The organism is Sphaerotilus sp. (assembly GCF_031429695.1).
GTDB lineage: Bacteria > Pseudomonadota > Gammaproteobacteria > Burkholderiales > Burkholderiaceae_C > Sphaerotilus.
This window is the reverse complement of record NZ_JANPAB010000094.1, coordinates 17,480-41,785: the sequence shown is the minus strand read 5'-3', so window position 1 is coordinate 41,785 and position 24,306 is coordinate 17,480. Positions and strand designations below refer to the sequence as shown.

At 67.9% G+C, this 24,306-nt stretch carries 23 protein-coding genes; 12 read left to right on the top strand and 11 right to left on the bottom strand.

The annotated features are described in order from the left end of the window. The 3 genes from RMP06_RS18350 to recA all read right to left on the bottom strand — a co-directional run. Positions 1-137: ATP-grasp domain-containing protein (locus RMP06_RS18350; RefSeq protein WP_310463240.1), on the bottom strand; the 137-nt coding region annotated here is incomplete at its 3' end. A gap of 171 nt (positions 138-308) precedes the next feature. Then, entirely contained in the window at positions 309-794 is a 486-nt protein-coding gene (recX, locus tag RMP06_RS18345; protein WP_310463236.1) for a recombination regulator RecX, read from the bottom strand. Positions 795-814: 20 nt separating this feature from the next. Beyond that, positions 815-1,876: a recombinase RecA gene (gene recA, locus RMP06_RS18340; RefSeq protein WP_310463235.1), complete on the bottom strand. Its 1,062-nt coding sequence runs from the start codon at positions 1,874-1,876 to the stop codon at positions 815-817. Positions 1,877-1,992: 116 nt separating this feature from the next. Here recA and RMP06_RS18335 point away from each other — a divergent pair, with 116 nt between their 5' ends. Then, the gene (locus tag RMP06_RS18335) at positions 1,993-2,667 is read left to right on the top strand and encodes a response regulator transcription factor (RefSeq protein WP_310463234.1); all 675 of its coding nucleotides are present in this window, start codon (positions 1,993-1,995) and stop codon (positions 2,665-2,667) included. Positions 2,668-2,722: 55 nt separating this feature from the next. Then, positions 2,723-4,189: a sensor histidine kinase gene (locus tag RMP06_RS18330; RefSeq protein ID WP_310463239.1), complete on the top strand. Its 1,467-nt coding sequence runs from the start codon at positions 2,723-2,725 to the stop codon at positions 4,187-4,189. Here RMP06_RS18330 and rodA read toward each other — a convergent pair. Genes rodA through RMP06_RS18305 form a run of 5 tightly spaced genes read right to left on the bottom strand, consistent with a single transcriptional unit; the run spans position 4,166 to position 10,080 of the window. After that, positions 4,166-5,326 (bottom strand): rod shape-determining protein RodA, encoded by a 1,161-nt coding sequence (rodA, locus tag RMP06_RS18325; protein WP_310463238.1) that lies wholly within the window; start codon positions 5,324-5,326, stop codon positions 4,166-4,168. The two genes, RMP06_RS18330 and rodA, sit on opposite strands and share 24 nt — an antisense overlap. Positions 5,327-5,328: 2 nt before the next feature. Further along, entirely contained in the window at positions 5,329-7,503 is a 2,175-nt protein-coding gene (mrdA, locus tag RMP06_RS18320; RefSeq protein ID WP_310463233.1) for a penicillin-binding protein 2, read from the bottom strand. Positions 7,504-7,523: 20 nt separating this feature from the next. Then, positions 7,524-8,042 (bottom strand): rod shape-determining protein MreD, encoded by a 519-nt coding sequence (mreD, locus tag RMP06_RS18315; RefSeq protein ID WP_310463232.1) that lies wholly within the window; start codon positions 8,040-8,042, stop codon positions 7,524-7,526. Further along, positions 8,039-8,989, bottom strand: a complete 951-nt coding sequence (mreC, locus tag RMP06_RS18310) for a rod shape-determining protein MreC (RefSeq protein ID WP_310463231.1) — start codon at positions 8,987-8,989, stop codon at positions 8,039-8,041. The genes mreD and mreC overlap by 4 nt, the downstream gene beginning before the upstream one ends. Positions 8,990-9,036: 47 nt before the next feature. Further along, a complete protein-coding gene (locus RMP06_RS18305; RefSeq protein WP_310463230.1) occupies positions 9,037-10,080 on the bottom strand; it encodes a rod shape-determining protein in 1,044 nt (347 codons plus the stop codon). Positions 10,081-10,363: 283 nt separating this feature from the next. Here RMP06_RS18305 and gatC point away from each other — a divergent pair, with 283 nt between their 5' ends. Both gatC and gatA read left to right on the top strand, forming a co-directional pair. After that, positions 10,364-10,663, top strand: coding sequence for an Asp-tRNA(Asn)/Glu-tRNA(Gln) amidotransferase subunit GatC (gene gatC / locus RMP06_RS18300; protein ID WP_310463229.1), 300 nt, complete (start codon positions 10,364-10,366; stop codon positions 10,661-10,663). Positions 10,664-10,680: 17 nt separating this feature from the next. Then, positions 10,681-12,186, top strand: coding sequence for an Asp-tRNA(Asn)/Glu-tRNA(Gln) amidotransferase subunit GatA (gatA, locus tag RMP06_RS18295; RefSeq protein WP_310463228.1), 1,506 nt, complete (start codon positions 10,681-10,683; stop codon positions 12,184-12,186). 4 nt (positions 12,187-12,190) lie between these two features. On the opposite strand, the gene RMP06_RS18290 is transcribed toward gatA, so the two are convergent. Next, complete coding sequence (locus tag RMP06_RS18290; protein WP_310463227.1) at positions 12,191-12,604, bottom strand: hypothetical protein; 414 nt, start codon at positions 12,602-12,604, stop codon at positions 12,191-12,193. Positions 12,605-12,661: 57 nt separating this feature from the next. Beyond that, the gene (locus RMP06_RS18285) at positions 12,662-13,684 is read right to left on the bottom strand and encodes an extracellular catalytic domain type 2 short-chain-length polyhydroxyalkanoate depolymerase (RefSeq protein ID WP_310463226.1); all 1,023 of its coding nucleotides are present in this window, start codon (positions 13,682-13,684) and stop codon (positions 12,662-12,664) included. Positions 13,685-13,855: 171 nt separating this feature from the next. Here RMP06_RS18285 and RMP06_RS18280 point away from each other — a divergent pair, with 171 nt between their 5' ends. Then, positions 13,856-15,151 carry an Hsp70 family protein gene (locus RMP06_RS18280; protein WP_310463225.1) on the top strand — a complete coding sequence of 432 codons (1,296 nt, stop codon included), beginning with the start codon at positions 13,856-13,858 and terminating at the stop codon, positions 15,149-15,151. 9 nt (positions 15,152-15,160) lie between these two features. Here the strand turns inward: RMP06_RS18280 and RMP06_RS18275 are convergent, their stop codons facing one another. Then, positions 15,161-16,192 carry a hypothetical protein gene (locus tag RMP06_RS18275; RefSeq protein WP_310463224.1) on the bottom strand — a complete coding sequence of 344 codons (1,032 nt, stop codon included), beginning with the start codon at positions 16,190-16,192 and terminating at the stop codon, positions 15,161-15,163. A gap of 407 nt (positions 16,193-16,599) precedes the next feature. On the opposite strand from RMP06_RS18275, the gene RMP06_RS18270 reads away from it, so the two are divergent. From RMP06_RS18270 to mraY, 7 genes are read left to right on the top strand one after another with little or no spacing between them, the layout of a single operon-like run. After that, complete coding sequence (locus RMP06_RS18270; RefSeq protein WP_310463223.1) at positions 16,600-17,040, top strand: division/cell wall cluster transcriptional repressor MraZ; 441 nt, start codon at positions 16,600-16,602, stop codon at positions 17,038-17,040. Positions 17,041-17,050: 10 nt separating this feature from the next. Continuing rightward, positions 17,051-18,025, top strand: a complete 975-nt coding sequence (gene rsmH, locus RMP06_RS18265) for a 16S rRNA (cytosine(1402)-N(4))-methyltransferase RsmH (RefSeq protein WP_310463222.1) — start codon at positions 17,051-17,053, stop codon at positions 18,023-18,025. Beyond that, on the top strand, positions 18,022-18,339 hold the full coding sequence (gene ftsL, locus RMP06_RS18260) for a cell division protein FtsL (protein ID WP_310463221.1): 318 nt from the start codon (positions 18,022-18,024) through the stop codon (positions 18,337-18,339). Before rsmH ends, ftsL begins: the two co-directional genes overlap by 4 nt. After that, complete coding sequence (locus RMP06_RS18255; protein WP_310463220.1) at positions 18,336-20,135, top strand: peptidoglycan D,D-transpeptidase FtsI family protein; 1,800 nt, start codon at positions 18,336-18,338, stop codon at positions 20,133-20,135. The genes ftsL and RMP06_RS18255 overlap by 4 nt, the downstream gene beginning before the upstream one ends. Next, positions 20,135-21,676: a UDP-N-acetylmuramoyl-L-alanyl-D-glutamate--2,6-diaminopimelate ligase gene (locus RMP06_RS18250; protein WP_310463219.1), complete on the top strand. Its 1,542-nt coding sequence runs from the start codon at positions 20,135-20,137 to the stop codon at positions 21,674-21,676. The genes RMP06_RS18255 and RMP06_RS18250 overlap by 1 nt, the downstream gene beginning before the upstream one ends. Before the next feature lie 9 nt (positions 21,677-21,685). After that, positions 21,686-23,122, top strand: a complete 1,437-nt coding sequence (locus tag RMP06_RS18245; protein WP_310463218.1) for a UDP-N-acetylmuramoyl-tripeptide--D-alanyl-D-alanine ligase — start codon at positions 21,686-21,688, stop codon at positions 23,120-23,122. Beyond that, positions 23,112-24,293, top strand: coding sequence for a phospho-N-acetylmuramoyl-pentapeptide-transferase (gene mraY, locus RMP06_RS18240; RefSeq protein WP_310463217.1), 1,182 nt, complete (start codon positions 23,112-23,114; stop codon positions 24,291-24,293). Before RMP06_RS18245 ends, mraY begins: the two co-directional genes overlap by 11 nt. The last annotated feature ends 13 nt before the right edge of the window (positions 24,294-24,306 follow it).

The window sequence follows — 24,306 nt, the reverse complement described above, 5'->3', positions numbered from 1 at the left end:
TTCACGACCCACACCGGCCCGCCCAGCTTCTGCGCGGCTTCCACCGCCTCCTGCACCGTGAACGCCGCATAGCCTCGCGGCACCGGCACGTCGAACTGGCGCAGAACTTCCTTGCCTTGGTATTCGTGGATCTTCATCGGGTTGAACTCTTGGAGAGATTGGGAACGATGCGGAGCTGCATGGCGTAGAGGTGGCGCGCAGCAGTGGGCGCCTCGTTCGGCGGCGATGCCGAAGCGCGTGAACTTTAGCATGCTGCACTGCGGCAATCGCATGCGTGGTAACCGCTGTGTACCTGGGCGTGCAACCTGTCAGGGCAGGTCGTCGGTGTCTGGCGCGGCGTCGTCGAAGGACTCGGGCAACTCGCCCTTGAGCACCCGCCGCACCACGTCGCCTGAAAACCCCCGGGCCATCAGGAAACGCATCTGCCGGGCTTGCTCGCGTGGCTCGGTGGCTGGGCTGCCAAACCGGCGCGCCCAGACAGCGTGGGCGCGGGCCAGCTCGCTGGACTGGAGTTCTTCCAGCGGCGCGCGCATCTGGTCGGCCGTGATGCCCTTGAGGCTCAGTTCCTGGCGGATGCGGGCGGTGCCGTGGCCGGCCGCACGGCGGTGGACCACCGAGGCGACAAAACGCTCTTCGCTCAGAAAGCCACGGCTCTGCAGGTCGTCCAGCACCCGTTCGATCTCGGCCCGGTCCTCGGCGTGCGGGGCGAGCTTGCGCATCAGTTCGCTGCGCGAATGCTCACGCGCCGCAAGGTACTTCAGCGCCCGACCCTTGAGACTGAGCGTGGCTTGCAACCGTGGCTCCGTCCGGGTGGTCAGGCCTTCTCGCTGCCCATCGGGGGCAGCGGGCTGATGTCGAGCGACTCGCGGATGCGGTTCTCGATTTCGTAGGCCAGCGCAGGGTTCTCGCGCAGGAACTCGCGCGAGTTGTCCTTGCCCTGGCCGATCTTCTCGCCCTTGTAGGCGTACCAGGCGCCGGACTTGTCCACGATCTTGGCCGTGACACCCAGGTCGATGATTTCGCCCTCGCGGCTGATGCCTTCGCCGTAGAGGATGTCGAAATCAGCGGTCTTGAACGGCGGTGCGACCTTGTTCTTCACCACCTTGACGCGGGTCTCGCTGCCGATGACTTCCTCGCCCTTCTTGATCGAACCGACACGGCGGATGTCCAGGCGCACGGAGGCGTAGAACTTCAGCGCGTTGCCGCCGGTGGTGGTCTCGGGGCTGCCGAACATCACGCCGATCTTCATGCGGATCTGGTTGATGAAGATGACCATGCAGTTGGTCTTCTTGATCGTGGCGGTGAGCTTGCGCAGGGCTTGGCTCATGAGGCGGGCTTGCAGGCCGGGCAGGGAATCGCCCATCTCGCCTTCGAGTTCGGCCTTGGGGGTCAGCGCCGCGACCGAGTCGATGACGATCAGATCGACCGAACCGGAACGCACCAGCGCATCGACGATTTCCAGTGCCTGCTCGCCGGTGTCGGGCTGGCTGATCAGCAGATCCTGCAGGTTGACGCCGAGTTTCTGGGCGTACTGGGCATCGAGCGCATGTTCGGCATCGATGAAGGCGCAGACGCCGGCAAGCTTCTGCATTTCGGCGATGACCTGCAGCGTGAGCGTGGTCTTGCCGGACGACTCCGGGCCGTAGATCTCGACGACGCGGCCGCGGGGCAGGCCACCGACGCCGAGCGCGATGTCCAGACCGAGCGAGCCGGTGGAGCAGACCTGGATGTCGGGGACGACCTCGCCTTCACCGAGCCGCATGATCGAGCCTTTGCCGAACTGCTTTTCGATCTGGGCCAGTGCGGCCTGCAGGGCTTTGGCTTTTTCGGTGCTGAGGGCGGTGCCGTTCGGGTTGGATTTGCTCGGGGCGTCCATCGAAGTTCTCCTGGGTGGATGTGCCATTATGTCAAATGCTGGATGTTTGTACAGTTTTTTGAGGGCGATAATCTCGGACAGACCCCGTCCCCAGGGGACAAGAGGAGACAGACCCCATGCGCATTCTCATCGCTGAAGATGACCAGATTCTGGCCGACGGTTTGCTGCGCAGCCTGCGCTCTGCAGGATACGCCGTCGACCATGTGGGCAACGGCTCGGAGGCCGACGCGGCGCTGGCCGCCCACGAGTTCGACATGCTGATCCTGGACCTGGGTCTGCCGAAATTGCACGGTCTGGAGGTGCTGAAGAAGTTGCGTGCGCGTGGCTCGTCGGTGCCGGTGCTGATCCTGACGGCGGCCGACTCGATCGAGCAGCGCGTCAAGGGCCTGGACCTCGGTGCAGACGACTACATGGCCAAGCCCTTCTCGCTGCAGGAACTCGAAGCCCGCGTGCGGGCGCTGACGCGGCGTGGTCTGGGATCCGCCAGCGCGCTGATCAAGCACGGCCCGCTCACCTTCGACGCCACTGGCCGCGTGGCCTACATCAACGAGCAGATGATCGACCTGTCGGCGCGCGAACTCAGCCTGCTGGAGGTGCTGCTGCAGCGCGCCGGCCGCCTCGTGAGCAAGGACCAGCTCGTCGAGCGCCTGTGCGAGTGGGGCGAGGAGGTGAGCAACAACGCCATCGAGGTCTATATCCACCGGTTGCGCAAGAAGATCGAGCAGGGGCCGATCCGCATTGCCACGGTCCGGGGGCTGGGCTACTGCCTTGAGAAGATCGCCGCTGCCTGAAGTCTCGCCGCGTCGGCGCGAACAGCGATCGCTGTTCGGCGAGATCCTGGACTGGATGCTCGCACCGTTGCTGCTGCTGTGGCCGATGAGCCTGGCGCTGACGTGGCTGGCCGCGCAGGGTATCGCCAGCCGCCCTTATGACCGGGCGCTGATCGAGTCGGTGCGTTCGCTGGCGCAGCGCGTCGAGGTGCGGGGTGACAGTGTCTACTTCGACCTCTCGCGCGAGACCGCGCGCATGCTGCGGGCCGACGAGGTCGACAACGTCTACTACCAGGTGCTGGGGCCGCGGGGCGAGTTCGTCAGCGGCGACCGTGACCTGATGCTTCCCGCCGAGGACGATCCACGGGTACTGGGCGAGATGCGCGTGCGCGACGATGAGGTGCGTGGCGACAGCGTGCGCGTGGCCTACCAGTGGATCAACGGCGGGGCGGGCGAGCGGGCGGTGCTGGTGCAGGTGGCCGAGACGCTGACCAAGCGCTCGCGGCTGGCCACCGAGATCATCAAGGGCGTGATCCTGCCGCAGTTCGTGATTCTTCCGGTGGCGGTGCTGCTGGTGTGGCTGGCGCTGGTGCGCGGGCTGGCGCCGCTGAACGCGCTGCAGCAGCGCATCCGCGAGCGCGACAGCGACGACCTCTCGCCCATCGACGTGCACGAGGTGCCGGAGGAGGTCTCGCCACTGGTGCAGTCGATCAACGATCTGCTGGAGCGCCAGCAGACCGCGCTGGTGACGCAGAAACGCTTTCTCGCCGATGCTGCACACCAGCTCAAGACGCCACTGGCGGGCCTGCGCATGCAGGCGGAACTGGCCACGCGCGAGATCGACGCCGGCCACGGTGACCCGAAGGTCATGAAGGCTTCGCTGGCCCAGATGGCGCATGCCTCGCAGCGTGCGGCGCACATGGTCAACCAGCTGCTGTCGATGGCCCGCGCCGATGCCAAGGCCGGTACGGCAGCGCGTGACGAGGTCGATCTGGAGGCACTGGCCACCGACGTGGTGCGCGATTTCGTGCCGCAGTCGCTGGATGCTGGCATCGACCTGGGCTTCGAGGGGCCGGACACGCAGGTACCCAGCGGACTGCGCCGCCCGGGTGACACGCGGGTGCTGGGACACTCGATGCTGCTGCGCGAGCTGATCACCAACCTGGTGGACAACGCGTTGCATTACACGCCGCGGCGCGGCACGGTGACGGTGCGGGTGGTGCCGGATCCGTTCGGGCAGGTGGTGGTGCTGCAGATCGAGGATTCGGGGCCGGGCATTCCCGCCGGCGAGCGCGATCTGGTGTTTCAGCCCTTCTACCGGGCGCTCGGCACGACCGTCGACGGATCGGGCCTGGGGCTGGCCATCGTGGCGGAGATTGCCCAGCAGCACGGGACGACGGTGGTGCTCGACGATGCCCGTGCTGCAGCCCAGGTGCCGCCTGGCGAGGGGCCGGGCGCCCGGTTCACCATCCGCCTGCGCCACGCACCGTCGGCCGCCGCGTCTGATGCAGAGCTGCCCTCAGCTCTGCATCAGACGCCTTGATCGCGCGATCGACATCAGGATGCCCAGCGACAGGCCCAGCGTCACCAGGGCGGTTCCGCCGTAGCTCATGAACGGCAGTGGCACGCCCACCACGGGCAGGATGCCGCTGACCATGCCCATGTTGACCATGGCGTAGACGAACACGCTCATCGTGATCGCGCCGGCCATGAGCCGGGAGAAAGTGGTCGGCGCCTCGAAGGCGATCATCAGGCCACGCACGATCAGGAAGGTGTAGCAGGTGATCAGCGCGAGATCACCCATCAGGCCGAACTCCTCCGAGAAGGCGGCGAAGATGAAGTCCGAGGTGCGCTCCGGAATGAACTCCAGGTGGGTCTGGGTGCCCTTCATGAACCCCTTGCCGGTGACGCCGCCCGAGCCGATGGCGATCATGCCCTGGATGATGTGGAAGCCCTTGCCCAGCGGGTCGCGGGTCGGGTCGAGCAAGGTGCAGATGCGGTTCTTCTGGTAGGTGTGCAGCACCTGCCAGTCCACGTCCGGCTCGCAGAGGGTCGGCCCGGCCAGCACCATCGCGACGATGGCCGCGATGCCGACGATGCCGACCGGCAGGATGGCCTTCCACGACAGCCCGGCGAAGAAGATGACGAAGAAACCGGCCGAGAAGATCAGGATGCCGGTGCCGAGGTCGGGTTGCTTCGCCACCAGCAGGAACGGCATGAGCACGAGCAGGAAGGCCTGTGCGATGTCGCCGGTGCGGGGGCGCCCCTCGCGGCGCTGGAACCACCAGGCCACCATCAGGGGCGTGGCGATCTTCAGGATTTCGCTGGGCTGGATGACGATGCCGACGTTGAGCCAGCGGCGCGCGCCCTTGTGGGTCGGGTCGATGCCGAACAGTGCCGTCAGCACCAGCAGGACCATGCCCACGGTGTACAGCGGCACGGCCAGCGCCATGAACCGCTGCGGCGGCACCTGCGCGACCAGGAAGAACACGGTGCCGGCCAGCACCATGTTGCGGATCTGCAGCGTGAAACGGGCGCCGTTGTCGAAGCCGGCGGAGTACATCGCTGTCAGCCCGATGCAGGCGAGCGCCAGCATCGCCAGCAGCAGCAGCGGATCGAATCCGCTGAACCAGGGGCGCATCCGCTGCCACAGCGTGGGTTGCCCGAACGAGGACTGCAGGATCATGGTGTGCTCACGGTTGGCGGCGTTCGGCGCGGCACCCACTTCAGCGGGCGTTCCGGCGCGAGTGGCGAAAGCATCACCCTGGAGGACGGGGCGGCCGCCATGCCCGGCACGGATGTGGCAGCGGCTGGAGCGGAGGCCGCCAGCGCGCCCGACGCCGGAAAGGCCAGGGCACTCGCGGCAGCGGACGTCGCCACCGATTCCGCATCCACGCCGGCTGCCCGGGTCGGCGGCAGTGGCACGGAGGCCACCGGCAGACCTGGTCCGATCGGCGCCGAGCCGTGGCCCTTCTGGACGATGGCGAGGTCTTCCGGGGTGGGGTAGACGCCGGAGATCACGTAGTCGAGTACCCGACGCGCGATCGGGGCAGCGGCTTCGGCACCAAAACCAGCGTTCTCGACGATGATGGCCAGCGCGATGCGCGGCTCGTCCAGCGGCGCGAAGGCGGTGTAGAGCGAGTGATCGCGCTGGTAATCGGCGAGCTTGGAGGCGTTGTACTTCTCGTTCTGGCGCACGCCGACCGCCTGCGCCGTCCCGGTCTTGCCACCGCTCTGGTAGGGCGCGCCGACGAAGACCTTGGCCGAGGTGCCCGTCTGCGTCACGCCGTACAGCGCGCGGCGGATCACGGCCACATGCTCGGGCTTGAGGTCCAGCGGAGGGACGGCGTGCGAGGACACCGTGCGCCGCTCGCGGGTGACGACGTTCTCGATCTGGTGCACCACCCGCGGCTCGAAGCGCAGACCGCCGGACACCAGCGTGGACATGGCGGTGGCCAGCTGCAGCATGGTGAAGTTGTTGTAGCCCTGTCCGATGCCCAGCGAGATGGTTTCGCCCGCGTACCAGCGCTTCTGCTCGGGGCGCTTGTACTTGTTGCGTTTCCACTCGGTCGAGGGCAGGTCGCCGGTGGACTCGCCTTCCAGGTCGATGCCCGTCTTGCGCCCGAAGGTGTAGAGGTCCATCTGGTCGTGGATCAGATCGACGCCCATGTCGTTGGCCAGGCCGTAGTAGTAGACGTTGCTCGACTGCACGATCGAGCGCGTCATGTCCACGGCGCCCAGGCCACCGTCGCCGTGGCTGCGGAAGCGGTGGTTGCCGAACATGAAGAAACCGTTGTCGTAGATGACCTGGCCGGCGGTGCGCTTGCCGGTGACCAGCGCGGCCATGGCCATGAAGGGCTTGTAGGTCGAGCCGGGCGGGTAGGTGCCGCGCAGCGCCCGGTTGAGCATGGGCTTGTCGAGGGACTCGTTGAGTTCTTTCCACGAATCCTGGTCGATGCCGCCGACGAACAGGTTCGGATCGAAGCCAGGCTTGCTGACGAAGGCGAGTACCTCGCCATTGCGCGGATCGATCGCCACCAGCGCGCCGCGCCGGGTGCCGAACAGTTCCTCGATCAGGCCTTGCAGCTTGATGTCGATGGACAGGCGCACGGTGTTGCCCGGGGTCGCCGGCTCGGAGCGCAGTCTGCGGACCGGGTGGCCGCCAGCGCTGGTCTCGACCTCCTCGAAGCCGGTGGAGCCGTGCAGTTCGCGCTCGTAGCTCTGCTCGATGCCGAGCTTGCCGATGATGTCGGTGCCGCGGTAGTTGGCCTGGTCCTCGTCGGACCAGTCGGCCATGTCGTCCTTCTCGCGCTGGTTGATGCGGCCGATGTAGCCCAGCACGTGGCCGCCCAGCTCGCCGTAGGGATAGTTGCGGAACAGCCGGGCCTTGATCTCGACGCCGGGGAAGCGGTAGCGCTGGGCCGTGAAGCGGGCCACTTCCTCGTCGCTCAGCTTGGTGCGGATCGGGATGGACTCGAAGCTCTTGGAGTCGCCCATCAGGCGCTTGAAGCGGCGGCGGTCGCGCGGCTGGACCTCCACGACCTCGCCGAGCTGGTCGATCACCGACTCCAGTTCGTCTTCGAGCTGCGAGCGCGTGATTTCCAGGGTGTAGGCCGAGTAGTTGTCGGCCAGCACGACGCCGTTGCGGTCCACGATCAGACCGCGGTTGGGCACGATGGGCACCACGGCAATGCGGTTGTTCTCGGCCTTGGTGGTCAGCTCGTCGAACTTGATGACCTGCAGCGTGAACAGCCGCGCCACGAGCAGCCCGAAGCTGCACAGCACCACCAGCGCCGCGACGATCAGCCGGATGCGGAAGCGGTCGATCTCCTGTTCGACGTTGCGCAGTTCAGTCATCGCACCCAGACCCGAGCGCTTCACAGCGGACGGTTCTTGTCAGGATCCGGCGCACGCCGCTGCGGCGCGAGCAGCGCCAGGCTCACCAGCGGCCACAGCAGGCTTTCGACGACCGGCGACAGCAGCACCGGCCAACCGGGAAAGTCACCGCCAGAGGCCATGCGCAGCAGCAGCGAGGTGAGGTGCGCCGCCGCGAACAGCGGCAGCACGTGCACGGCCTGGGCCGGCGCCGTGAACCACAGCAGGCGGCGGTGGATGGTGATGGCGAAGTAGCTCACCAGCGTGTAGGCCATGGCGTGCTGGCCGAGCAGGCCGCCCTGGTGCACGTCCATCAGCAGGCCGAACATGAACGCCGTGCCGACACCGACCCGGCGAGGCTGGTGCACGTTCCAGAACACGAGGGCCAGCGCGATGAAGTCGGGCATGGCCGGCTGGCGCCCGATCGGCACCAGATTCAAGGCCAGCGCGATGAGCAGCGTGGTCCACATGAACCACGGATTCACCGGCAGCAGCAACTGGTCCGCGGAGCGGGGCATCATGGCTTGCGTGCTCCCTTGGCGGCGGGTTTGGCGGGCGGGGCGTCCTTGGCGTGGACCGGCAGCCCGGCGTCGGCCGGCGTCGGCTTGGGCGGCTGCTGCGTGCCCACCGGTTCGAGCACCAGCACATGCCGCACGCTGTCGGGCAGGGTGGCCGGGATCAGCGCGATCTTGGCGAAGTCGGACTGCGTGCGGCGGTCGAGCCGACTGACCTTCGCCACTGGCAGGCCAGGCGGGTACACACCGTCCAGCCCGGAGGTCTGCAGGATGTCGCCCACTTGCACATCGGCATTGGCCGCGACGAAGCGCAACTCCATGCTGTCGACCGACGGGTCGCCAAAGGCCACCCCGCGGTGGCCGGTGCGGATGTTGTGCACGGGGATGGCCGCGTTCTCGTCGACCACCAGCGTGATTTCGGAGGTCATCGGGTAGACGCGCGTGACCTGTCCGATCACGCCCAGCTCGTTGATCACGGGCGATCCGTGCTGGACACCCTGGTTGCTGCCGCGGTCGATGATGATCTTGCGCGTGTACGGATCGGGCGCGTCATAGAGCACTTCCGCAGCCCGAGCACGGACAGACAGCCGCGTGCGCAGCTCCAGCAGCGCACGCAGCCGGGCGTTTTCCTGCAGCAGTTGCTCGGCCTGCAGCGAACGTTCGGCCTGGCGGGTCAATTCGGCGCGGGCGCGCTCGGTGGTCTGCTGGGCCTGTGCGATACCGGAGAGGTAGTCGTTTATCGAGCCCGCACCGCGCACCGGCACCAGCAAGGCCCGTTCGATCGGATGGAGCACCACGGCCGCAGCCGTGCGCAGCGGCGTCGTCAGCCCGACCCGCGTATCCGCGGCCATCAGCAGCACCGACAGCGACGCGAAGAACAGCAGCCGCGACAGGGCCGAGGGGCCCTGTCGAAAAAACGGCGGTGGAGATCGATCCAGGGTGCCCAGTGGCATGTCAGCAGGCGCCTGCCTTCGCCGAAATCACCGAGGACGGCACGCGCTCACTCCGAGGTGAAGATCGAGCCCAGGCGCTCCATGCGCTCCAGCGCCATGCCGCAGCCGCGCACGACGCAGGTCAGCGGATCCTCGGCGATCAGCACCGGCAGGCCGGTTTCCTCGGCCAGCAGCCGATCGAGGTCGCGCAGCAGGGCTCCGCCGCCGGTCAGCATCATGCCACGGTCGGCGATGTCGGCGCCGAGTTCGGGCGGAGTCTGCTCCAGTGCCTTCTTGACGGAGGAGACGATCTGGTTGAGCGGGTCGGTCAGCGCCTCCAGGATCTCGTTGGACGAGACCGTGAAGCTGCGCGGCACGCCTTCGCTCAGGTTGCGGCCCTTGACTTCCATCTCCTTGATCTCGGAGCCGGGGAAGGCCGAACCGATTTCCTTCTTGATGGCCTCGGCGGTGGGCTCGCCGATCAGCATGCCGTAGTTGCGGCGGATGTAGTTGATGATGGCTTCGTCGAACTTGTCGCCGCCAACCCGCACCGAGCCCTTGTAGACCATGCCGCCGAGCGAGATGACGCCGACCTCGGTCGTGCCACCGCCGATGTCAACGACCATCGAGCCCGAGGCTTCCGAGACCGGCATGCCGGCACCGATCGCCGCCGCCATCGGCTCCTCGATCAGGTAGACCTCGCTGGCGCCCGCACCGAGCGCCGATTCGCGGATCGCGCGGCGTTCCACCTGGGTCGAGCCGCAGGGCACGCAGATGATGATGCGGGGACTCGGCCTGAGCAGCGAGCGCGGATGCACCATCTTGATGAACTGCTTGAGCATCTGCTCGGTCACGGTGAAGTCGGCGATCACGCCATCCTTCATCGGGCGGATGGCCTCGATGTTGCCCGGCACCTTGCCAAGCATGGCCTTCGCCTCGGCGCCGACCGCCTGGATGGTCTTCTTGCCGTGCGGGCCGCCTTCATGGCGTATCGCCACCACTGATGGCTCGTTCAGCACGATGCCCGTGCCTCGAACGTAGATCAGGGTGTTGGCAGTGCCGAGGTCGATCGCAAGATCGGTAGAGAAATATCGACGCAACGATCCGAACATGGTGAACTCGTAAGCATCCCGACAGCCGACTTGGACTGCTGGTGAGCGTGACTGGACTGGAAATTCGGGGCCCGCCAACCCATTGTGTGTCGTGGTGCGACGCAGCAATCAGTTGATCCAGAACCGACGGGTACATGAACAAAGGGCGGGTGATAATACCCCATGGCTTACGGCGTGATCTTGTCCACACCGGGCCTGCCACTCCATGTCGGCGTCTGATGGCCTCCCATGTAGGGGTCTTATCTGAGCCCCGCGCACCCATTTCATTTCATAGTTCACACAAATGGCACTCACGCCCCAGGATGTGAGCCGCATCGCCAATCTGGCACGGCTTGAACTGAGCGAGGCCGAGCAGGCGAGTCTGCTGGGCGATCTCAATGGTTTCTTCGACATCGTCGAGCGCATGCGTGCGGTGGACACCACCGGCGTGGCCCCGCTGTACACCCCGCTGTCGGCGGTGCAGGACGTGGTCCTGCGTCTGCGCGAGGACGCGGTGACCGAGTCCGACAACCGTGCCGCCAACCAGAAAAGCGCCCCGGCCGTCGAAGGCGGGCTGTTTCTGGTGCCGCGCGTGATCGAATGAGATCGAGTGAAACAGCCATGACCTTGTCGACTTCCCCCTTGCACGCCCTGGGCGTGGCCGAACTGTCCCGACTGCTCGACCAGAAGCAGGTCTCCAGCGTCGAACTGACCCGCCACCTGCTGGACCGCGTGAATACCCACGCCGCGCTCGGTGCCTTCCTGGCGGTCGATGCCGACGTCGCGCTGGCCCAGGCCACCGCCGCCGATGCATGGCGCGTGCGCGGCGTGACCGGCGCTGGCCACACGCTGCTGGGTGTGCCGATCGCGCACAAGGACATCTTCGTCACCCGCGACTTCCCGAGCACCGCCGGTTCGAAGATGCTGGAGGGTTACCGCAGCCCCTTCGATGCCACCGTCGTCAGTCGGCTGGCGTCGGCCGGCGCCGTGACGCTGGGCAAGCTCAACTGCGACGAGTTCGCGATGGGCGGCTCGAACGAGAACTCGGCCTACACCCCGGCGCGCAACCCGTGGAACACCGACCGCATTCCGGGTGGTTCGTCCGGCGGCAGTGCAGTCGCGGTGGCGGCTCGGCTGATCCCGGCAGCCACCGGCACCGACACCGGCGGCTCCGTGCGCCAGCCCGCTTCACTGACGGGCATCACCGGCATCAAACCGACCTATGGCCGCTGCTCACGCTACGGGATGATCGCCTTCGCGTCGAGCCTGGACCAGGCGGGGCCGATGGCGCGTTCGGCCTTGGACTGCGCGCACCTGCTGCAGGCCATGAGCGGCTTCGATCCACGCGACGCCACCAGCGCCGAGCAACCCGTCCCGGACTTCGTGGCAGCGACCACCGCGCTGCGCGAAGGCGCGACCGCCTCCCGCCCGCTGGCCGGCCTGCGCATCGGTCTGCCGAGAGAGTTCTTCGGCGAGGGCGTGTCGGCCGACGTGCTGGCCGCGACCCGGGCAGCACTTGCGGAGCTGGAAAAGCTCGGCGCCACGCTGGTCGAGGTCAGCCTGCCGCGCACCGAGCTGTCGATCCCCGTGTACTACATCATCGCCCCGGCCGAAGCCAGCTCGAACCTGAGCCGCTTCGATGGCGTGCGCTACGGCCACCGCGCGGCGCAGTACAAGGATCTGAACGACATGTACCGCAAGAGCCGCAGCGAAGGCTTCGGCACCGAGGTGAAGCGCCGGATCATGATCGGCGCCTATGTGCTGTCACACGGGTACTACGACGCCTACTACCTGCAGGCCCAGAAGCTGCGTCGCATGATCGCCGACGATTTCCAGGCGGCGTTCATGCAGTGCGATCTGATTGCCGGCCCGGTGTCGCCGAACGTGGCACGCCCGATCGGCAGCCAGACCGACCCGGTGGCCGAGTACCTCGCCGACATCTTCACGCTGCCGGCGTCACTGGCCGGTTTGCCCGGCATCAGCGTGCCGGCGGGGTTCGGTGCGGGTGGTCTGCCCGTGGGCCTGCAGCTCATCGGCAATTACTGGCAGGAAGGCGCGCTGCTGCACGCTGGCCATGCCCTGCAGCAGGCCACCGACTGGCACCAGCAGGCGCCGCAGGGCTACTGAACGCTCATTCGGCTGCAGGTGCTGCGACGGGCTGGCCCGAATTGCCCAGGTGCACGACGCTCAGCAGTCCGAACGCTGCGACCACGATCAGACCCGCCAGCACCAGCACCTTGACACGGGTACGCCGCGTCAGGGTGCGGTTGGTGGTCCTGCTCGGGCGCACAAGCAGCAAGAAGGTGGCACCTGCGAGCAGCAGGGTGACCACCGCCACCGTCCACCAAGGCAAATCCCCTACCAAGGCTGCCGTGGCCGATGTGAACTCACCCAGCGTCAGCGCGAATACGCTGCCCGTCAGTGCCAGCCGTGGGTGCGAGTGCCTGTGGCAATACTTGCAGCGGGCTGGCCAGGCCGGATTGGCAGTGAGCTTGTCCAGCGCAGAAAAGCCGCGGTGCTGGCAATGGGGGCAGACGATCCGCATGGCTGGGCAAGGTACTGGTTTGTGTCGTGCAATTGTCGCGCGGGAGTCACGCCGTGATCAAGGTCGCTGACCCAGCGCATCGACCATCGCCTTGATGGCCGACATCTGCGGCCCGGCCTTCCAGGCGTAGGTCGGCCCGGTGTAACCGAACCAGTCCCAGCAGCCCTGCGGATTGAACGGCACGGTCGAGGCGTTGACCTGCGGGTACAGCACGAGCATGCGGTTGTTCTCGGCCCATTCGTTGTAGCCGGTGTCGGCGATGAAGTTCTTGCCTATTTTCTCGGCCGATTGCGCGCAGCCGTGGAGGGCGACATGGACCTTGCAGGTCTGACCAGCGTCGCAGGACCGTGGCACGTACAGGAAGGCCTCCTCGGCCATGCCCGTGCCCGCAGGGGCGAAGGCGCGCTGGTTGAACGTCACCATGCGGCCAGCCAGGCTGTTGGCCTTGGGTTGCAGCGGGCCATGGAGATGGGCCAGCAAGGCACCGGACTGGTCGTAACCCTGGCCATTGACCTCGCAGTGGCTGATGTAGGGCGTGGCGTTGGCGTCGCAGGCGTTGCCGCGGGTCGGGGTGATCACGGCGTGCCCGGCAGGTACCTTGTTGACGTAGACCAGCTGACTGGCGGGAACACCGACCTGCTGGAAGAACGACACCGTGGCATTGACGGCCGGTTGCTTGACGACCGTGTCCCGCGTGCCGCTGAACACGTAGAGGCGACGCCCCTTCAGGGTGCTCAGCTTGTCGATCTGGCCGGCGGACTCGAACTGCCGGGCGGCGCCGGCCATCAGTGCGGCGTTGGGGTGGACCAGCGGCACCTGGCCCATGCAGATGCTGGTGTAGGCCATGTTGCCGGCAGCGCAGTAGTACGGACCGCCGGCGATGAGGCCCGCGCCCTTGAAGGTGGCGGAGTAGGCCACCTGCAGCTGCGCCGCCATGAAGGCACCCGACGACAGGCCGGAGACCGAGAGTTCGTTGCGGTCGATCTGGAAGTGGGGCAGTGGCTCGGCGGCCTGCGCGGGCGAGCCGGACAGTGTGGCGGCCAGCAGCAGGCCGGGCGTGAAGAGGTTGGTGCGGGGCATCGGCGGCTCCTGAAGTGGCGAATGGGGCAGGCCGGACATCGACTTGAGCCAAGCGTAACCCGCAATGCTGCATCGCAACATGAAGGACGTCGCTCGCGTGCCACACCCGTCGGCCGTGCGCGGGCGGACCGTATGATGCGCGCCCCCTCGACCTCCGCCTCGTGTCCGCCCATGACAGCCATTTCCCGTTTCTGCGCGATTGATTTCGGCACCTCGAATTCCGCGGTGGCCGTGCCCCGGAACGGCGAGATGGTGCTGGTGCCCCTGGAAGAGGGTGCCACCACGATGCCGACCGCCACCTTCTACCTCGGCGAAGGGCCGGACCTGCAGAACCTGCCACGTCTCGTCGGCCGTGCGGCCATCGCGTCCTATGTCGAGGGCACCGAAGGCCGGTTGATGCGCTCGATGAAAAGCGTGCTCGGTTCAGCGCTGATGGCGCAGCACACCGACATCGGCGCTGGCCGCTCCGTGAGTTTCGCCGAGGTGATCGCCGGCTACCTGCGCCACCTCAAGCGCAGCGCCGAAGCCCACGCGGGCCATGCGCTCACCGCGGTGGTGATGGGCCGCCCGGTGTTCTTCGTCGATGATGACCCTGTGCGTGATGCGCAGGCGCAGGCCTCGCTGGAAGAGGCGGCGCGGGCCGCGGGCTTCGAGGAGGTGCAGTTCCAGTTCGAGCCGCTGGCTGCCGCGTTCGACTACGAGTCGCGCATCGACGCCGACCAGCGCGTGCTGGTGGCCGACATTGGCGGGGGCACGTCCGACTTCTCGATCGTGCAGGTCGGCCCCAGCCGGCGGGATCGGGTCGATCGGCACAGTGACGTGCTCGGTCACCACGGCATCCACATCGCAGGCACCGATTTCGATCGGCGCATTGAATTGGGCAGCATCCTGAGCGAGTTCGGGTTCGGCGCGCTCGGGCCGTCGATTGGTGGACAGCCGGCGCGCGAGGTGCCCAGCCGCGTCTACTACGACCTGGCGACCTGGCACCTCATCAACAGCGTCTACCGGCCGCAGCGCGTGCAGGAGCTGCGCGCGATGAAGATCAACTACGCCGACCTGCGCCACCACACCCGGCTGATGACGGTGGTCAACGACCACCTCGGCCACGACCTGCTCGGCCGCGCCGAAATGGCGAAGATCGCGTCGGCCGCGGGTGACGAGGCCCGCATCGACCTGCGGCTGGTGGAGCGCGGCCTGTCGGTGACGATGACCCCCGCCCAGGCACAGCGTGCGCTGGACGATGACATCGGCCGCATCGCCGACGCAGCCCAGGAAACGGTGCGCCTGGCGGGACTGCGGATCGAGCAGATCGACGCGCTGTACTTCACCGGAGGCTCGACCGGTCTGCACCTGCTGACCGACCGACTGGCAGCGGCGTTTCCCCAGGCCAGGGCGCTGCAGGGCGAGCGGTTGGCGAGCGTCGCCAGCGGGCTGGGGCTGGATGCCCGGCGCCGCTTCACCCGCTGAACCACCCGGTCAGAGCGCGCGCTGCGAGCGGCGTGGTTCGTCCTGGCGCGGCATGGAGGGCGCCGAGGCCGAGACTGGGGGCGCCGGCAGCATCTGCGGCGTAGCGTCGTGGGCGCGTCGGTCCGGCCGGGGCGGCGCGACCGCGGTGTCTCGCGGCGGAGTCGGCATGGGGGCCGGCGCAGGAGCCACCCAGCGTGGTGGGCGCTGGTCCCGTGGTTCCGGCATGGGGGTGCGCCACTGGCGCTGGGGTGGTTCGATCACGATCGGCGCAGGCACCACGATCACGCGCGGCGGGGGTGCGGGCAGCGGGGGCTGTGTGTCCCAGGAGGGAGCGGGCGCGGCTTGCCAGTGTCGGGGGCGACGGTCGGTCCAGTCGTCAGGAGGTGGCTGGTCATTCTCGGCTGGCCCCATGGCCCAGGCGGCGAAGGCGTCGGCCTGCGGGATTCCGACCTGCCAACGGCCGTTGCGGTCGCGCTCGGCCCGGCGACCGGGCGGCAGCAGCAGCGTGCCGTCCTCGTTTTCGATGCGCAGTGCGCTGCGCCAGGCGGTGGCGCTGCCTGCGTCGGGGCCTCGCCGGTCCGGCGCATCGATGCGGAACAGGCCGGCGCCGTGCGGCTGGTGCCGGCCGGCGGCGGTGTCCACCTGCCAGCGCCAGGCGCTCTCGCCGCGGCGCAGCTCCAGCACCACGCCGCCGCGTTCGAGGTCCAGCTCGACGCCGTCGCGGTCGAGCCGGCGCACGAGCAGTTCGCTCTTTTCGTCGAGTTTCAGGCGGTTCGGGCCAATGTCGATCACCAGGCGGCTGTTCCAGCTGGTCTGCAGCCGGTCGCCTTCGCGGATCGCCATCTGGCGTGCGCGCGGGCCGTCGCCGAGTTCGACGACCTCGCCGCTGGCGCGCTGCACACGCAGGCGGCCGTCCAGATCGGCGATGCGGCCGCTGCGTTCACCGTCTTCCTGGTGCCAGGCGGTGGTCTGGGCCAAGGCTGGCGGAGCGGTGGTCGCCAAGGCGGCGATGACCAGCACGGCGGCGATCAGCAAGGGCATGTGAAAACTCCATGGGCAGTGCGAATGCACCTGCAACGGTTCAACCCCTCACTCGGACGACGCCCGACGGGTCGACGCCCCGTGAAAACCACCCGAGCCCGAATGGCGAAAAAGTGACACCTTGTTCTGCCTGCTCTTTGGATCGGACCAGACGTTGGCGGCGTGACTGGCCCGAGGGTTTGTCATATTTCACAGTTCGGTGGGCACTGGCTCAGTCGGTGATCTTGGACCGCGCGGAGATCGGTATCCCTAAGTGCTTCTTTTGTATGGCTTTTTTGCCAATCCGGTGAGAGTGGCTGTAGAAATGATCTAAGTGCTTGATTTCATTGGTTATTCCGATATGGCTTTCTTGACCCCCTGACAATTTCTCCGCTACAGTGGGAGATCGTGTTGATTTGTGGGTATTCGTGGCCGGTTTTCATTTCCAGGGAACTTCAGCGCTTGCGCTGGACGCCAAGGGCCGCCTGAGCGTTCCTGCGCGTCAGCGCGAGGTGCTGCACGCGATCCCGGAAGACCGCCTGACGCTCACGCGGCATCCCGATGGGTGCCTGATGGTGTTTCCGCGCACGGTGTGGGAGACGTTCCGTGCCCGCATCGAGTCGCTGCCGCTGTCGGCCAGCGGCTGGAAGCGCCTCCTGCTCGGCAGCGCCATGGATGTCGAGATGGACAGCGCCTCCCGTGTGCTGATTTCCCCGGAGTTGCGCGCGGCCGCGGCGCTCGGCCGGCAGGTGCTGCTCATCGGCATGGGCAACCACCTCGAACTCTGGGACGTGCAACGCCACTCGGCGGCCGAGGCCGCTCTACTGCAGCAACCCATGCCGGTGCTGCTGCAGGACTTCAGTTTCTGACCCCCTCTCCATGGCCCTAGACGACGCAGTACCCCGACAGCACCGCACGGTGTTGCTCCATGAAGCGGTCGATGCCCTTGTGCACCGGCCGGATGGCACCTATGTGGACGGCACTTTCGGCCGTGGCGGTCATTCGCGCCTGGTCCTGTCGCGCTTGTCACCCGAAGGCCGACTGCTGGCCATCGACCGCGACCCGGAAGCCGTGGCCCATGCGACCCAGGGCGAGGCGGGCATCGCCGACCCGCGCTTCTCGATCGACCACAACCGCTTTGCCGACTATCCCGCCGTGATGGCCCGCCACGGCGTGGCGCAGCTCGACGGCCTGCTGCTCGACATCGGCGTGTCGTCACCGCAGATCGACGATCCCGCGCGCGGCTTCAGCTTCCGCCACGATGGCCCGCTCGACATGCGCATGGACCCGACCCGCGGCCAGAGCGCCGCGGAGTTCCTCGCCACCGCGCCGAAGGAGCGCATCGCCGAGGTCGTGCGCGATTACGGCGAAGAACGCTTTGCCCCGGCCATCGCGCGGGCCGTGGTCGCGCGCCGCGAGTCCGGGCATCCCTTGCAGCGCACCAGCGAGCTGGCGGAACTGCTCGCCAGCGTCGTGCGCACCCGCGAGCGCGGCCAGGATCCGGCCACGCGCACCTTCCAGGCGCTGCGCATCCTCGTCAATGGCGAGCTGGACGAGCTGGAGCAGGCGCTGGCGGCCTCGCTGGCGGCGCTCAAACCGGGTGGGCGGCTGGCGGTGATCAGCTTCCATTCGCTCGAAGACCGGATTGTCAAGACGTTCATCAACCGCCATTCCCGGGAAGAGTTCGACCGGCGCGCGCCGTTTGCCGAACCCAAGCCGGCGCTGCTGAACGCGCTGGCGCGCATCAAGCCCTCCGACGAGGAGGTCAGTGGCAATGGACGCTCGCGCTCGGCGGTGCTGCGGGTGGCCGAACGAACCGACGTCGCGCTGCCACCGGTGTGGACGCGCCCATGACCCGTCTCAATATCCTGCTGCTGCTGGCCGTCATCGCCAGCGCGCTGTATCTGGTTCAAGTGTCCTACGAGACCCGCCGCCAGTTCATCGCGCTGGAGCGCGAGCGCAACCAGTCGCAGCGCCTCGAACAGGACGCGGACAAGCTGCGGGTGCTGCTGCGCACCCAGGCCACGCACTTGCGCGTCGAGCAAATGGCCCGCGAGCGTCTGCAGATGACGGTTGCCACGCCAGCGGTGACCCAGTACCTCACGGCCGATGGTTCGCTGCCTGTCACCGCGCCGTCGTCTGCCGCTGCTTCGAAAGGCCGTCCATGAAGCTCCCCGGAAGGGATGCGCTGCGCGAGCGTCTGGCCGCGCGCAAGCCGGCGCCCCAGGGCGCGAAGTACGCCTCCAGCCCGCTGCTTGCGGCCAAGACGCCGATCTGGCGATCGCGATTTCTCGTGCTGGGCGTGGGGTTGACCTTCTGCCTGCTGATCGGGCGGGCGGTCTACATCCAGGTCGTCAACCACGACTTCTTTCAGCAGCAGGGCGAGAGCCGTTACCAGCGCACCTTCGAGCTGCAGGCGAGCCGCGGCCGCATCACCGACCGCACCGGCCAGGTGCTGGCCGCCAGCGTGCCGGCGCAGTCGATCTGGATCATCCCCAAGGACTTCGATGCGACGCCTGCCCAGCAGCAGGCGCTGGCCCGGCTGCTCGGCATGACGGCGGGCGAGCTGGGCAGCCGGCTCAAGGAGAACCAGAACTTCGTCTGGCTGCGCCGCCTGGTGGACGACGGCGTGGCCGCGCAGATCAAGGCGCTGGCGCTCAAGGGGGTGCACCAGCAGCGCGAGTACCGCCGCGAGTACCCGGAAGGTGAGGCGGTGGCGCACCTGGTGGGCTTCACCAACATCGAGCAGACTGGCCAGGAGGGCATCGAGCTGGCCTTCCAGAAGGATCTGGACGGTCGCAACGGCAGTCGCAGCGTCATGCGCGACCGCCTGGGCAATGTGATCGAGGACATCGGCGACCGGATCGAGCCGGCCGACGGCCACGACATCGCGCTGTCGATCGACACCAAGATCCAGTTCGTTGCTTACCAGCGCCTGCGGGATGCCGTGACGCTGCACAAGGCCAAGGCCGGCAGCGTGGTGGTGCTCGACGCGCAAACCGGTGAGGTGCTGGCGCTGGCGAACTACCCGAGCTACACCCCCGGCGACCGCCAGACCCGCACCGGCGCCAACCTGCGCAACCGGGCGCTGACCGATACCTTCGAGCCCGGCTCGACCATGAAGCCCTTCATCACCGCGCTGGCGATGCAGACGGGCCGGGTCAATCCGGGCACTGTCATCCAGACCGCCCCGGGCAGCATCACCATCACCGGCTCGACCATCCGCGATTCGCACCCGCATGGCGCGCTCACGGTGCAGCAGATCATCCAGAAGTCCAGCAACGTCGGCACGGTCAAGATGGCCATGCAGATGCAGCCGCGCGAGATGTGGGACGTGTTCCATGCGGTCGGCTTCGGCCAGAAGCCGCCGCTGGCCTTTCCGGGACTGGCCACCGGCAAGCTGCGGCCCTACAAGAGCTGGCGGCCGATCGAGCAGGCGACCATGAGCTACGGCTACGGCCTGTCCACCTCGCTGTTCCAGCTGGCGCGTGCCTACAGCGTGTTCGCCCGCGACGGCGATCTGGTGCCGGTGTCGCTGCTCAAGCAGGCCGGGCCGGTGGCGGGGGAGTCGGTGTTCCGGCCCGAGGTAGTGCGTGAAGTGCGCACCATGCTGAACATGGCCGCTGGCGAAGGCGGCACGGCGCCCAAGGCGCAGGCGGTTGGCTACTCGGTCGGCGGCAAGACCGGCACTGCCCACAAGCAGGATGGCGGCAGCTACGTCAGCAACAAGTACCGCGCCTGGTTCGTCGGCATGGCGCCGATCCACGCGCCGCGCATCATCGTCGCGGTGATGGTCGACGAGCCGAGCAACGGCATCTACTTTGGCGGCGATGTGGCCGCGCCGGTGTTCAGCCAGGTGGTGCAGCAGACGCTGCGCGTGATGGGCGTGGCGCCGGATCTGGAGATCAAGCCGCAGATCATCGCCCGTTCCCAGGCGGCCAAGGCCGAAGAGGAGTCGTTCTGATGGCGCACCCCGAGACGCTGGCCGGTCTGTCTGCCGTCGTCGGCTGGCTGCAGCAACGCGCACCGGGCGCACTGCTGCGCACCGACAGCCGCCAGGTGCAGCCCGGTGACCTCTTCATCGCGTGGCCGGGCCATGCGCAGGACGGCCGGGTGCATGTCGGCGCCGCGCTGGCGGCCGGCGCGGCGGCCTGTCTGGTCGAAGCCGACGGGGTGGAAGCGTTTGCATTCGACGATGCCCGGATCGCCGCCGTGCCGGGCCTGAAGGCGCTGACCGCCGGTCTGGCCGATGCCTGGCACGGACAGCCGAGTGCGGCGCTGTCCGTCATCGCCACCACCGGCACCAACGGCAAGACCTCCACCGCCTGGTGGACGGCACAGGCGCTGAGCCTGTCGGGGCGGCGTTGCGGCGTGATCGGCACGCTCGGCGTGGGCGAGCCACCCAGTCGCGTCGCGCCCGACGCGCAGGTCATCGCCACCGGCCTGACCACGCCCGATCCCGTCACGCTGCACCGCAGCCTGCGCGCCTTCGTGGACCAGGGCTTCGCGGCCTGCGTGATGGAGGCCTCGTCGATCGGCATCGCCGAGCACCGCCTGGACGCGGTGCGCATCGGCGTGGCGCTGTACACCAACTTCACGCCGGATCACCTCGACTACCACGGCAGCATGGCCGACTACTGGCTGGCCAAGCGCGCGCTGTTCGATTGGCCGGGGCTGCGTGCCGCAGCGGTCAACCTCGACGATGCCCAGGGTGCGCTGCTGGCCGAGGAGCTGGTGGCCCGCGGTGATCTGGACGTGTGGACCTACGCGATCCAGCCGCGCACGGTGCCTGCCCGTCTCCAGGCTGATGGGCTGCACTACGAAGCCGCCGGCCTGTGTTTCAGCGTGCGCGAAGGCGCCGACGTCGTTGCGGTCCGCACCGGGTTGATCGGTGAATACAACGTCGCCAATGTGCTGGCGGTGTTCGGCGGACTGCGGGCGCTGGGCCTGTCGCTGGCCGAGATCGCACTGCTGGCGGCCGACTTCATGCCGGTGCCTGGGCGCATGCAGCGGGTCGAGCTGCCGGAGTCCATCGCCGCGGGCGTGCTGCCGCAGGTCGTCGTCGATTACGCCCACACGCCCGATGCACTCGACAAGGCCCTGCAGGCGCTGCGGCCGTTCGCGGTGGCGCGGGGCGGGCGGCTGTGGTGCGTGTTCGGCTGTGGCGGCAACCGGGACGTGACCAAGCGCCCGGTGATGGGCCGCATCGCGCAGACGCTGGCCGACGAGGTGGTTCTCACCAGCGACAACCCGCGCAACGAGGCGCCCGCGGACATCCTGGCCCAGATCGCTGCCGGCTGTGTCTGGTCACCGCTGCTGCGCACCATCGAGGACCGGGCGGTGGCCATCGCCACCGCGCTGGCCGACGCCGATGCCCGCGACGTGGTGCTCATCGCTGGCAAGGGCCACGAGGACTATCAGGAGACGGCGGGCGTGAAGCGCTTTTTTTCAGATCTGGGTGAGGCGGCCGCTGCGCTACAACGCCGTGTGTCCCACCGTCCCTGAGCCCTTGCGATGATCTCCCCTGCATTCCTGACCCTGGGCGAGGCCCACGCGCTGGTGGCGGCGCGCCTGCCCGGCACGCGGCTGGTCGGTGACCCGGCCACGGCGCTGCTGCGGGTCCACACCGACACCCGCAGCCTGCGCCCGGGCGACCTGTTCGTCGCGCTGCGTGGCGAGCGCTTCGATGCCCACAGTTTCCTGCCGCAAGCCGGTGCGGCGGGTGCGGTTGCCGCAGTGGCCGAGCACGGGCTGGCCGAGGCCGGGCTGGCCGGCCTGGAAGTGCCCGACACGCTGCGCGCGCTGCAGGTGCTGGCCGAAGGCTGGCGCGCCAGCCTGGCGTTGCCGCTGATCGCAGTGACCGGCAGCAACGGCAAGACCACGGTGACGCAGATGATCGCGTCCATCCTGCGCACGGCGTACGGCGACAAGGCCCACGCCACCGCCGGCAACCTGAACAACCACATCGGCGTGCCGCTGACGGTGCTGGGCCTGCGCCGGCACCACCGCATCGCGGTGATCGAACTCGGCATGAACCACCCCGGCGAGATCGCCGAACTCGCGCGCATCGCCCAGCCGACCGTCGCGCTGGTGAACAACGCGCAGCGCGAGCACCTCGAATTCATGAAGACGGTGGAGGCGGTCGCACGCGAGAACGGCGCGGTGATCGCTTCGCTGCCGGCCGATGGCGTGGCGGTGTTCCCGGCCGACGACGACTACACGCCGCTGTGGCGTGCCCTGGCGGGTGTGCGACCGGTGTCGACCTTCGCGCTCGGCACCGGCACGGGCGCGACGTTGACCGCGCAGGCCGACTGGAAGGGCGACCACTGGGACGTCCGACTGGACACCCCGGCCGGCGCGATGGCGCTGGCACTGGCCGTCGCCGGGCAGCACAACGTGCGCAACGCACTGGCGGCGGCGGGTTGTGCGCTGGCCGCGGGTGTGCCGGCCGAGGCGGTGCGTGACGGGCTGGCCGCGTTCGAACCGGTCAAGGGCCGCTCGCAGGTGCATCGCCTGGACTGGCGCGGTCGCACGATCACCTTGGTCGACGACAGCTACAACGCCAATCCCGACTCGGTGCGGGCGGCCATCGACGTGCTGGCGGCGTTGCCCGGGCCGCGCTGGCTGGTGCTGGGTGACATGGGCGAGGTGGGTGACCAGGGGCCGGAGTTCCATGCCGAAGTCGGGCGCTATGCCGCCGAAAAAGGCATCGACAGCGTCTGGACCGCAGGCATACTCGCGGCCCACGCCGCGCAGGCCGTCACACCGCCGACCGTGGTGCAGCACCACGCCGACGCGGCCGCCCTCGTGGCGGCGATGCAGGCCGAGGGCGCTGCGTTGCCCGAGGCGCAGTCGGTGCTGGTCAAGGGCTCGCGCTTCATGAAGATGGAACAGGTGGTCGCCGCGGTCAAGGGCGGGTCGGCCAGCCCAGGAGAACAACATGCTCATTAGCCTCGCACAGTGGTTGCAGGGCCTTTACCCCGAGAGCCTCGGCTTCCTGCGGGTCTTCCAGTACATCACCTTCCGGGCGGTGATGGCGGCGGTGACCTCGCTGCTGATCGGGCTGGCCTTCGGGCCATGGGTGATCCGCCGCCTGACCGCGCTGAAGATCGGCCAGCCGATACGCGAATACGGCGTGCAGGCGCACATCGTCAAGCGTGGCACGCCGACGATGGGCGGCGTGCTGATCCTGCTGGCGATCGCCATCTCGACGCTGCTGTGGTTCGACTGGAGCAACCGCTTCGTCTGGATCGTGATGACCGTGACGATGGGCTTCGGCGCCATCGGCTGGGTCGACGACTGGCGCAAGGTGGTGCAGAAGAACCCCGAGGGCATGCCGTCCGGCGAGAAGTACCTGTGGCAATCGCTGATCGGGCTGGTCGCGGCGCTCTACCTCGCGTTCAGCGTGTCGGAGACCTCGAACATGCGCGTGCTGGAACTCTTCATGCGCTGGGTCATCTCCGGCTTCTCGAACGACCTGCCGCCCAAGGCCGACCTGATCGTGCCCTTCTTCAAGACGGTGAGCTACCCGTTGGGCGTGTTCGGCTTCATCTTCCTGACCTACTTCGTCATCGTCGGCACCAGCAACGCCGTGAACCTGACCGACGGCCTGGACGGGCTGGCGATCATGCCGGTGGTGCTGGTCGGCTCGGCGCTGGGCCTGTTCGCCTATGCGACGGGCAGTTCGGTGTTCTCGAAGTACCTGTTCCTGCCGCACATCCCCGGCGCGGGCGAGCTGGCGATCTTCTGTGCGGCGATGGCCGGCGCGGGGCTTGCCTTCCTCTGGTTCAACGCCCACCCGGCGCAGGTCTTCATGGGCGATGTCGGTGCGCTGGCGCTGGGCGGCGCGCTGGGCACGATCGCGGTGATCGTGCGCCAGGAGATCGTGCTCGGCATCATGGGCGGCATCTTCGTGGTCGAGGCGCTGTCGGTCATGGTCCAGGTCGGCTGGTTCAAGTACACCAGGAAGCGCACCGGCACCGGCCAGCGCATCCTGCTGATGGCGCCGCTGCACCACCATTTCGAGAAGAAGGGCTGGATCGAGACACAGGTGGTGATCCGCTTCTGGATCATCACGATGCTGCTGTGCCTCGTGGGCCTGTCCACCCTGAAGCTGCGCTGAGCTGTACTGGCGC